The organism is Massilia horti, assembly GCF_004614195.1.
GTDB classification, from domain to species: domain Bacteria; phylum Pseudomonadota; class Gammaproteobacteria; order Burkholderiales; family Burkholderiaceae_D; genus Telluria; species Telluria horti.
The window spans coordinates 54,661-64,751 of sequence record NZ_SPUM01000150.1 but is presented as its reverse complement, the minus strand read 5'-3'; the positions used below and the strand labels follow the sequence as shown (position 1 = coordinate 64,751).

Genomic DNA, 10,091 nt, shown 5'->3' with positions numbered 1-10,091 from the left:
CACGCTGCCTATGGGGGGAACAGCGCCAGTGGCGCTGTTCCCGCCTGCGCGGGAAGTCGTGCCGACCAATGGGAGGGACGACGGTTTTTGGGCTAGCGAAATTCCAGGCGCTCCTCGCGCCGTCGGATCTCGGCCCAGACCGCGCGCTTGTAGGCGTCGTCCGCGCAGCCCCAGTTCGCGATCTCGTCGAGCGTGCGCATGCAGCCGCGGCACAGGCCGGTGTCGGGCGCGATCTCGCACACGTTGATGCAGGGCGAAGGCACCGGCGTTTGCTGTTCGGGAGCTAGGTTCATGCGGGCGCCTGCTCGATTTTCTGGGCGACCCTGGCGTTAAAGCGCACCGGATCGATGACGCAGCGCTCATGGACGCCTGTGCAAATCTGGTCGGCGCCGTCCCACGCCTCGATTCTGAAGCGCACGCGCCTGCCCTCGACCTCGGTCACTTCGGCCTTGATGGTGAGTGTCATGCCGGGCGGGGTGGGCGCGAGGTGCTGGAAGCTGACCATGGTTCCCAGGCTCTGTTCACGCGGCCAGTCGACATAGGGCATCATGCCGTGGATGCAGGCAAGCTCCATGATGCCGACCATGTAACCGGTGGCGAGCACGTCGGGCATGTCGCGGCAAAACGGGGTGTCGTGGTACAGCTGCGGGACGGTGGCGCGCGACGGCACCGTGTACTGCCACTCGAAACGGATACCGGGTTGTAAATCTGGACTCATGCCGAGCAGATTACCCGATCCAAACAAATCGCGCTTGACCTGAAAGCGCATCGGCGTAGACTAAGAGAAACCATCTGGTTGGATGGTGCCGGGATGGAGGCGAGACCATGAGCAGAACGGACCCCAAGCCCAAGAACGCCGATTCCGAAAAGATCACGATCAATCTGGGGCCGATCGACCTGGGACAGATCGACCTGCTGGTCAACGAAGGCTTTTATGCCAATCGCACGGACCTGATTCGCACGGCGATACGCAATCAATTGAACCTGCATGCGGATGTCGTCAAACAGACCGTGGCGCGCAAGAGCCTGGTGTTGGGCATGCACCACTATTCCCGCGCTGACCTGGAGACGGCACGTGCGGCCGGCCACCGGCTGCAGATCCAGGTGCTGGGCATGGCCAGCATCGCCAGCGATGTGCCTGTCGAGCTGGCGCTGGAAACGATCGAATCGATCTTCGTTCTCGGTGCGCTGCATGCAAGCAGCGCAGTAAAGGACGCACTGGCGTCCCGCATTCTGTGATGCGCACGGAAAGGAAACCCCATGAAACTGAGCGATAGATTTCTCGCGCAATTGCGAGCGGCAACGCAAACCTGGTTCCGACGAGGGCCGGATGCGACCGCCACGGCCATGCAGTCAGCGCTGCAAGATGCGAGCAGGGTCCAGCAAGCGATGCTGGATCTGATCCCGGCACCCGACCGACTGGCGAGCCAGCCTCCGGCCGAACCGGCGCGCGTTGCCAAAGAAATCGTGCCCGAAATGTTGGCCGAACTCAGGCTGACCAAGCTCGGCCGCCTGGATACTGTTGCCGATCTGCTGGACGCGGCCACGCCGCAGGCGCGGGCGCAAGCGCTGCCCGGCAGCTTTATCGACGGCAGCTACACCAATGAAGCCGGCACGCGCGGCTACAAGCTGTATGTGCCCGGCAACTACACGGGACTCCCCGCGGCGCTGGTCGTGATGCTGCACGGTTGCGTCCAGGACCCGGACGACTTTGCCGCCGGAACGCAGATGAATGCGCTCGCGGAAGAGCACGGTTTTTTGGTCGTCTATCCTGCCCAGTCGCCGCAGGCGAACGCCACGCGCTGCTGGAACTGGTTCAACGCCATCCACCAGCAGCGCGACCAGGGCGAGCCGTCGATCATCGCCGGCATCACGCGCGACATCATGGCGCGCTATTGCGTCGACCAGGCCCGGGTGTATGTGGCCGGGATGTCGGCAGGCGGCGCGATGGCGACCATCATGGGCACGCTCTACCCGGACCTGTACGCGGCGGTCGGCGTGCACTCGGGCCTGCCATTTGCATCCGCGCACGACCTGCCCTCCGCGCTGGCAGCCATGAAGGGCGACTTCCTGCGCCGCTCCGAACCCGGGCATGCGCTGCCGATCATCGTGTTCCATGGCGACAAAGACACGACGGTGCACCCCGCCAACGGCGAACACTTGATTGAGCTTGCCAGGCATGCGTCGATCGATGTCGCGGTCGAACCCGGCACGGTGCCGCAAGGCTACGCCTACACGCGCACCGTGCACCAGCGCGAAGATGGGCGGGTGCACGCGGAGCACTGGGTGATCCATGGCGCGGGCCATGCGTGGTCCGGCGGGGATGCGCGCGGCAGCTATACCGATGGCAAAGGGCCGGACGCAAGCCGCGAAATGCTGCGCTTTTTCAGGACCCATTCCTGACCCCTTTCGGACATGGCGGTGATCGGTTGCATGTGGTTACCTACGCGGCCGGTTTCGTAAGTCACATCTCCTTGAGCCACATGATCTTAGCGTGCACGTGCGGCGCTTCGCTCCAGCTACTTCAACTGTTTGGAGGGAACTTCGGCCGGGGTCGCGGGTTGTCCTCCGATGTGCTGCCGCAGGCAGGCCGGACACCAGCAAGCGGCATCTGTTCCCGGCACCGGCACCACGGGCGGCAACTCGGTGCACCAGCATGGTCCATTGCCGCCGTCGGCCATCGTGCAACTGAACTGCGCACCGCAACGCGTGCATATACTCATTGGCAACCTCGCTGGAAATAAAGCCGAAGAAACGGGGTTCGGGGTGCCCTAGGTTAAGGACCGAACCTTAAAATACAACCAGACCCAATATAATGCGGGCAGGCTTTGCCGTGTTGCCGTAAAATCTCGCAAATTTCTTTTCCGGACCCTCCATGAACGCTCAGCTCACCAGTCCTCCGCCCGACGACCAGCAAAACGACCTGTCCAGGGTATCTCCGCAGATCAAGGCGGCGATTTTGGCGGAGGCACTGCCGTACATCCGTAATTTCCACGGCAAGACCATCGTTATCAAATACGGCGGCAACGCGATGACCGACGAGCGCCTGAAACACGGCTTTGCGCGCGACGTCATCCTGCTCAAGCTGGTGGGCATGAATCCGGTGGTGGTGCATGGCGGCGGTCCGCAGATCGACAATGCATTGAAGAAGATCGGCAAGCAAGGCACCTTCGTGCAAGGCATGCGCATCACGGACGAAGAGACCATGGAAGTGGTCGAGTGGGTGCTGGGCGGTGAAGTCCAGCAGGACATCGTCATGCTGATCAACCACTATGGCGGCCAGGCGGTCGGCCTGACCGGCAAGGACGGCGGCCTGATCCGCGCACGCAAGATGGCCATGCCGGACAAGGAAAAGCCGGGCGAGTTCCTCGACATCGGCTTCGTCGGCGAGATCGAGGCGATCAATCCGGCCGTGGTCAAGGCGCTGCAGGATGATGCCTTCATTCCGATCATTTCGCCGATCGGCTTTGGCCAGGACGGCCAGGCTTACAACATCAACGCGGACGTGGTCGCCGGCAAGATTGCCGAGATCCTGAAGGCGGAAAAGCTGATCATGATGACCAACATTGCCGGCGTGCAGGACAAGAACGGCAACCTGGTGACCGACCTGTCGGCGCGCGAGATCGACGAGATGTTCGCCGACGGCACGATCTCGGGCGGCATGCTGCCGAAAATTTCATCGGCGCTGGACGCAGCCAAGTCGGGCGTGAACACGGTGCACATCATCGATGGCCGCATCGAGCACTCTCTGTTGCTGGAAGTCTTGACCGAACAGGCTTTTGGCACTATGATCCGGTCGCACTAAAAAAATGTGGCGGCGCAAAGCCGCCCGTTGCGGCTGGTCCTTGGCCAGCCTTGATTTTTTTGCATGCCCTTGTAGCTCAGTGGTAGAGCACTCCCTTGGTAAGGGAGAGGCCACGTGTTCAATCCACGTCAAGGGCACCACTTCTCCCTGGTACACCCCAGGATTTCCCCGCAAGCGCAAACTGCCGGACATGTTGTCGTCCGCCGTCAGCCCCGACCGCTTGGCGCACGCCTATAATCGTGGTCACTGCCCTGATTTAACTTCACCTGACCGCACCCGTGCCAAAATCCGCTCCGCCTTCTCCCGTCTGGCTGTTTGATCTGGACAACACCCTGCACGACGCCTCGCACGCGATCTTTCCTGCGATCAGTGCCAACATGAACACCTACATTGCGCGCGTGCTGGGCGACGGCGTCACGCCCGCCAGCCAGGAGGCGGTCGACGCGGCCCGGCTCGGATACTGGAAGCGCTATGGCGCCACGCTGCTGGGCATGATCCGCCACCACCAGGTCAGCGCCGCCGACTTCCTGCGCGAGACCCACGACGTGGGCCTGCTGGCCGACATGGTCAAGGCCGAACGCGGCCTGGCGCGGCTGCTGCGGCGCCTCCCCGGGCGCAAGATCCTGCTCACCAACGGCCCGACGCACTATTCGTCCGAAGTAGTGCGCCACCTTGGCCTGCACCGCCACTTCGCGCACCACATCGCGATCGAGGACATGACCGTGCACCGCCACCTGCGGCCCAAGCCATCGAAACTGATGCTGCGGCGCCTGCTGCGCCGGCACCAGGTCGCCGCGCCGCGGGCGATCCTGGTCGAGGACACGCTGGCCAACCTGAAGGCCGCGCGCCAGCTGGGCATGCGCACCGCGTGGGTGACCCAGTACCTGCGCATGAGCGACCCGATCGGCCGTGCCAAACTGGCGCGGCTGCTGACCCGTCCCAATTTCGTCGATGTCAAAGTAAAATCTGTTCGGCAACTACCCGCGCGCCTCCCCGCACTGGGCGTCAGGCGCGGCTGAACCGATCAACCACTCATTATTCGGGAACCTATGGCAAGCACAAAGCCTGGCCAACGCAAACTGCAAATCCTCCAGGCTTTGGCCGCCATGCTCGAACATCCGAAGGGCGAAAAGATCACCACCGCCGCGCTGGCGGCACGCCTGGAGGTATCGGAGGCGGCGCTGTACCGCCACTTCGCCAGCAAGGCGCAGATGTATGAGGGGCTGATCGAATTCATCGAATCGAGCGTCTTTGGCCTGATCAACCAGATTGCCGAGCACGAAGAACGCGGCCTGGACCAGGCGCATGCCATGCTGCGCATGCTGCTCGGCTTCGCCGCCAACAATCCAGGCATGACGCGGGTGCTGATCGGCGACGCGCTGGTGGGCGAGGACGAGCGCCTGCAACTGCGCATGAACCAGTTCTACGACAAGGTCGAGATGGCGTGCAAACAGGCGCTGCGGCTGGCGGCATCGCAGGGCCATGGACAGGAAGCCGACGTGAGCGCGCGCGCCAGCCTGCTGGTAAGCTACGTGACCGGTCGCTGGCATCGCTTTGCCAAGAGCGGCTTCAAGCAAAATCCGCTTGATGCCAACACGCTGCAGCTCGCGCTGCTACTCGCCGCATAGGAACCGCATCGCAGTAATGAACGCCCAGGAAGTATTCGCCCTGCTGGACGACGCCAGCGCCGAAGGCCATGCCGCGGCCCGTTCGCGCCTGTACAGCGTGCACGCCGGGACACTGCTTTGCCACGATGCCGCCGCCTGGCCGCAACTGCTGGCCGAGATGCAGCAAGCGCTTGGCCAGGGCCTCTTTGCCGTGCCGCTGCTGACGTACGAGCTGGGCGCCGAGCTGCTCGGCGTCGGCACGCACAAGCCGCACGGCCCGCTGGCCCAGGTGCTGCTGTTCGAAAAGTGCGATCAGTTGACTGCCCCCCAGGTCGATGCCTGGCTGGCTACGAGAAGTAGCAGCGACACGCCGTGCGGCATTGCCGGCGTAAAGGCGAACGTCGACGAGGCGGCATTCACCCAGGCGATCGACCGCATCCGCGACTACATCGCCGCCGGCGACACCTACCAGGTCAATTACACGTTCCGCCTGCGTTTTGACGCGTTCGGCCCGCTGGTGCCGCTGTACTGCCGCCTGCGCGCGCGCCAGCCGGTGCCTTACGGAGCGCTGGTGGCGCTGCCCGACGGCGGCGCCGTGCTGTCGCTGTCGCCCGAGCTGTTCGTGCGCCGCGAGGGTGGATCCCTGCTGGCGCGCCCGATGAAAGGCACCGCTCCGGCCAGCGGCGATGACGCCATCGATGCAGAGCGCGCCAGCATACTTTCCGCCGACACCAAGAACCGGGCCGAGAACCTGATGATCGTCGACCTGCTGCGCAATGACCTGGGCCGGATTGCGGCCACCGGCAGCGTGCAGGTGCCGGCGCTGTTCGACGTGCAGCGTTACGGCCGCGTGCTGCAGATGACCTCGACGGTAGAGGCGAAACTGGCCGAGGACGTCACGCTCGAACAGCTGTTCGCCGCGATCTACCCGTGCGGCTCGATCACCGGCGCGCCCAAGCGCCGCACGATGGAAATCATCGACGAACTGGAGCCGGACCCGCGCGGCATCTACACCGGCGCGATCGGCTGGTTCGATCCGCCGGCCGCCGGCCGCGCCACCGGCGACTTCTGCCTGTCGGTTCCGATCCGCACGCTGTCCCTGCAGGCGGAGGCCGGCGGCGTGCGGCGCGGCGAACTGGGCGTCGGCGCCGGCATTGTGTACGACAGCGTCGCTGCGGCCGAGTACGCGGAGTGCGGCTTGAAGGCCGGCTTTCTCGCTGGCCTCTCCAACGAATTCGAGATATTCGAAACGATCCGGGCCTCGCAGGAAGACGGCTGCCGCCACCTGGAGCAGCACCTTGAGCGCGTCAAAGCCTCATGCGCCTACTTCGGTTTTCCTTTCGATCCGCAAGGCGCACGCGCACTGCTGGCTGCCACCTGCACCGCGCTCGAACCGGGCAAGCTTCACCGGGTGCGCATGGCGGTCGACCACAAGGGCGACATCAAGATCCAGACCGGCGTGCTCACGCCGCTGCGCGAACCGGTGCGGCTAGTGCTGGCGCAGGAAACCACGCAGTCAAGCGACCTGTTCTTGCGCCACAAGACCAGCATCCGCAGCCGCTACGACGCCGCGTGGCGCGCGGCCGAAGCGCACGACGCGTTTGATGCGCTGTTCTTCAACGAGCGGGACGAGCTGACCGAAGGGGGACGCAGCAGCGTGTTCGTGCGCTTCGGCGAACGCTGGTACACGCCGCCGCTTTCGTCCGGCGTACTGCCGGGCGTGATCCGCGGCGTGCTGCTCAGCGCGCCGGCATGGCAAGCCGCCGAACGGGTCATCACGCGCGACATGCTGGAAGATGCCGACGACATCGTCGTGTGCAATGCCCTGCGCGGACCGCTGCGGGCCGTGCTTGATAGCGGCCAGTCAGGCTGGTAGCGCGCCACTCCACGCACGCAGGCGCTGCTCGCCGTCGTGGCTGAACGCGACGATCCTGGTGCCAGGCACCCGTCGCGCCCATCCCAGTTCAAGAAAGCGCGCCAGCAGCGCCGATCCCACCGCGCCCGCCAGATGATGCCGGCGCTCGCTCCAGTCCAGGCAGGTGCGGCAGGCGGGACGTCGGCGCCCTTCCAGCTGATCTGGCTCGATGCCAAGTTCAGCGATCAGCGCGCGTCCGCGCTCGCCGAGCGACAGGCCGTTGGCATCGAATACAAACGCTTCGCGCCGGACCAGATTGTCATACAGGAGCACCCCCAGTTCGCCTGCCAGGTGGTCGTAGCAGACCCGCGCACGCCGCAGGGCCGGCTCGCGCGGGCTGGAACGCACCCTCACCGCCCCCGTGCGCAAGGCCACGCCCATCAGCGATTCGAGCAGCTGGGCCACATCCTCGTCCGCCAGGCTGAAATATCGGTGGCGCCCCTGCGCCTCTACCGCCAGCAGGCCGGCATCCACCAGCTTGGCCAGATGCGCGCTGACCGTCTGCTTGGTCACGCCCGCCACCGCCGCCAGCTCGGTCGCGGTCAGCGCCATGCCGGACATGAGCGCGGTCAGCACCTGGGCACGCGCGTGGTCGCCGATCAGTGCGGCGATGGTCGTAATGTTCGGGCCGTCCCTCATGGTTCGATGTTAGCCGAACCATCACACCGCAACAAGCGCGTATAGTCCGGCCACCACATCTCAAGAGGCAGCCGATGGACCTGATCCAATACCTGACCGGGCATTTTTACACGCGGGAGCAGCTGCTCGAGCATGCGCGGCTCGACGGCCAGCTACTCGATCAATGGCAGCAGCGCAGGATGATGCCCAAGCCGTCCTACCGGCTGCGGCTCGATATCGCCTGCGATTCGTTCTTCGGCGCGCACCGCGAAGCGCACGCGATCGACTACTACGCAAAGGGATACGTGGCCTGGGCCGCGCTTCTCCCCACACTCACGGACGAAGTTCAAGCCCATGCCCTGTTCGCGGACCGGTACCGTAAGCGTCTGGCCGAGCTCGGGACGTCTGGCCTCGGAGATTTTGCGGCCGCGCTGTCCGACAGCCACATCGAGTCGGAGTGGCAGCATTTTTTGGATGGGACATATGGCTTGTGTACCGTGTCCGGCCTGCCGGAAGACATCGCCACCAAGGAAGCGGCGATTGTCGTCATCCGGGAGTTAACTGTTGAGCAAGTGCTCACTAGCGTCAAACGCGAGCGGCTGAGCGCCTGCGTCGACCTGCTCGATGGCGTTAGCTCGCCATTTGCGCCGCATGAGGTGGCAAGAAGTTCGCGCCGCAGATACATCGACGACGTTCGCCGGGCCTTTCGGCTTTAGCGCCAGCCCACAAAAAAGAAAACCGGCCACGCGGGACGGCAAGGAGGCGTAGGGTGCGCACCTGCGCGCACGCGGTCGCCGCATGCTGACTTGCGGCTGCCGCTTCGCTGCGCGACTTTTGCGAACCGCGTGCGCACAGGTCCTCGGCGGCCCCGCGCTCCCTACAATGTGCAACGGCTGGGGGCTTCGGCAGTTCGCAGGGAGCGTGGGTCCCTTGGCTTACAGCGCAAGCGTTTGTTCGATCTTGCCAACAAGCTGAGGATCCTCCGGCGCCACCTTGCTCGGGAAGAATGCGACGACTTTGCCGTTGCGGTCGATCAGGTATTTGGCGAAGTTCCATTTTGGCGCCTGCCCGGTCAGCTGAGTCAGGTTCGCGTGCAGCGGATTGGCCGCGGTACCGATCACCGAGCTCTTGGCGAACATCGGGAACTTGACCCCGTAAGTGTTAAAGCAGAAGTCCGCAATTTCCTGCGACGTGCCCGGCTCCTGGTTGCCGAAATCGTTGGACGGGAAGCCCAGCACCACCAGGCCGCGGCTGCCGTACTTGGCATACAACTCCTCCAGCCCCGTATACTGCTTGGTATAGCCGCAGTAGCTGGCAGTGTTCACCACCAGCACGACCTTGCCGGCGTACTGGCACAGGTCCTGCGGCGCATCGTCCTGCAGGCGTTTGAAGGTGTGCTTCAGGACAACCGGGCAGCTCGTCGCAATCGGCTGCGCAACTGGCGCCTTGGACGACTGTGCCATGGCAGGTTGAGTAGCGAGTACAGCGGCGGAAAGAGAAAGCAGCAGTGCGGGCATCTTCAGCATGACATGGTCCGTTGAGTTGTTGAAGTGACCAGTATTCTAGCGCAATGAAGCTGCGTCGGAACCACTCCTCATGTTGATAAAGCCAACGCTTTATGTTCGATCTTGATGCAATGGTTCATCACCACATCCAGGCCCGCCGCGCGCGCCAGGTCGGCGGCTTGCTGGTTCTCGACACCCAGTTGCATCCACAGGCAGCCGGCACGCACTTCGATGGCATCGCGCGCGACGGCTGCCATTTCCTCGGACTTGCGGAAGCAGTCGACGATGTCGATCCTCTGCCCACGCGGCGCCAGGGCGTCGGCCGCCTCCTGCAAGCTTGCATAGACGGGTTCGCCCAGAATCTCCTGGCCCACGTACGCCGGATTGACGGGAATAATGCGGTATTCATGTGCCTGCAGGTACTCGGCGACACTGCGGCTGTCCCGTTCCGGCTTGTTCGACATGCCCACCACGGCAATGGTCTTGGCTTCGTTCAGGATCTGATGAATGCTTCGCATAAATGTGCTCGTGAAAAATCTGATCACGTAGCTTATCAGGTTTGCATCAATTCGCTAGCGTGGAAAACCTTGCGATATCGGATCCATCTGTGAAAAGATGGCGCATTCGCAACACGAATGCGC

13 protein-coding genes and 1 tRNA gene are annotated in these 10,091 nt (G+C 63.8%); 8 read left to right on the top strand and 6 right to left on the bottom strand.

Features of this window, described 5'->3' with window-relative positions; translation table 11 throughout:
• Positions 1 to 92: 92 nt before the first annotated feature.
• Entirely contained in the window at positions 93 to 293 is a 201-nt protein-coding gene (locus E4O92_RS24175; RefSeq protein WP_135192194.1) for a DUF1289 domain-containing protein, read from the bottom strand.
• Positions 290 to 718, bottom strand: coding sequence for a thioesterase family protein (locus tag E4O92_RS24170; protein ID WP_135192193.1), 429 nt, complete (start codon positions 716 to 718; stop codon positions 290 to 292). The genes E4O92_RS24175 and E4O92_RS24170 overlap by 4 nt, the downstream gene beginning before the upstream one ends.
• 107 nt (positions 719 to 825) lie before the next feature.
• Between E4O92_RS24170 and E4O92_RS24165 the strand changes: the two genes are divergently transcribed.
• Together E4O92_RS24165 and E4O92_RS24160 are read left to right on the top strand one after the other, a co-directional pair.
• Positions 826 to 1,239 carry a ribbon-helix-helix domain-containing protein gene (locus E4O92_RS24165; protein WP_135192192.1) on the top strand — a complete coding sequence of 138 codons (414 nt, stop codon included), beginning with the start codon at positions 826 to 828 and terminating at the stop codon, positions 1,237 to 1,239.
• 21 nt (positions 1,240 to 1,260) lie between these two features.
• The gene (locus tag E4O92_RS24160) at positions 1,261 to 2,403 is read left to right on the top strand and encodes an extracellular catalytic domain type 1 short-chain-length polyhydroxyalkanoate depolymerase (RefSeq protein WP_135192191.1); all 1,143 of its coding nucleotides are present in this window, start codon (positions 1,261 to 1,263) and stop codon (positions 2,401 to 2,403) included.
• 116 nt (positions 2,404 to 2,519) lie between these two features.
• On the opposite strand, the gene E4O92_RS24155 is transcribed toward E4O92_RS24160, so the two are convergent.
• A complete protein-coding gene (locus tag E4O92_RS24155; RefSeq protein ID WP_135192190.1) occupies positions 2,520 to 2,723 on the bottom strand; it encodes a cysteine-rich CWC family protein in 204 nt (67 codons plus the stop codon).
• A gap of 152 nt (positions 2,724 to 2,875) precedes the next feature.
• Here E4O92_RS24155 and argB point away from each other — a divergent pair, with 152 nt between their 5' ends.
• From argB to pabB, 5 genes are all read left to right on the top strand, one after another.
• On the top strand, positions 2,876 to 3,805 hold the full coding sequence (gene argB, locus E4O92_RS24150) for an acetylglutamate kinase (protein ID WP_135192189.1): 930 nt from the start codon (positions 2,876 to 2,878) through the stop codon (positions 3,803 to 3,805).
• Positions 3,806 to 3,870: 65 nt separating this feature from the next.
• Positions 3,871 to 3,945, top strand: a tRNA-Thr gene (locus E4O92_RS24145).
• A 138-nt stretch (positions 3,946 to 4,083) separates the two neighbouring features.
• Positions 4,084 to 4,824: a pyrimidine 5'-nucleotidase gene (locus E4O92_RS24140; RefSeq protein ID WP_135192188.1), complete on the top strand. Its 741-nt coding sequence runs from the start codon at positions 4,084 to 4,086 to the stop codon at positions 4,822 to 4,824.
• A 30-nt stretch (positions 4,825 to 4,854) separates the two neighbouring features.
• Positions 4,855 to 5,433, top strand: coding sequence for a nucleoid occlusion factor SlmA (gene slmA, locus E4O92_RS24135; protein WP_135192187.1), 579 nt, complete (start codon positions 4,855 to 4,857; stop codon positions 5,431 to 5,433).
• 16 nt (positions 5,434 to 5,449) lie between these two features.
• On the top strand, positions 5,450 to 7,288 hold the full coding sequence (gene pabB / locus E4O92_RS24130) for an aminodeoxychorismate synthase component I (protein ID WP_135192186.1): 1,839 nt from the start codon (positions 5,450 to 5,452) through the stop codon (positions 7,286 to 7,288).
• Here the strand turns inward: pabB and E4O92_RS24125 are convergent.
• Positions 7,277 to 7,966, bottom strand: coding sequence for a metalloregulator ArsR/SmtB family transcription factor (locus E4O92_RS24125; protein ID WP_135192185.1), 690 nt, complete (start codon positions 7,964 to 7,966; stop codon positions 7,277 to 7,279). The genes pabB and E4O92_RS24125 overlap by 12 nt on opposite strands.
• A 74-nt stretch (positions 7,967 to 8,040) precedes the next feature.
• On the opposite strand from E4O92_RS24125, the gene E4O92_RS24120 reads away from it, so the two are divergent.
• Positions 8,041 to 8,661 carry a DUF6058 family natural product biosynthesis protein gene (locus E4O92_RS24120; RefSeq protein ID WP_135192184.1) on the top strand — a complete coding sequence of 207 codons (621 nt, stop codon included), beginning with the start codon at positions 8,041 to 8,043 and terminating at the stop codon, positions 8,659 to 8,661.
• A 219-nt stretch (positions 8,662 to 8,880) separates the two neighbouring features.
• On the opposite strand, the gene E4O92_RS24115 is transcribed toward E4O92_RS24120, so the two are convergent.
• Positions 8,881 to 9,471, bottom strand: coding sequence for a glutathione peroxidase (locus tag E4O92_RS24115; RefSeq protein ID WP_135192183.1), 591 nt, complete (start codon positions 9,469 to 9,471; stop codon positions 8,881 to 8,883).
• Between the two features lie 68 nt (positions 9,472 to 9,539).
• Positions 9,540 to 9,968 (bottom strand): CoA-binding protein, encoded by a 429-nt coding sequence (locus tag E4O92_RS24110; protein WP_135192182.1) that lies wholly within the window; start codon positions 9,966 to 9,968, stop codon positions 9,540 to 9,542.
• Positions 9,969 to 10,091 lie beyond the last annotated feature (123 nt).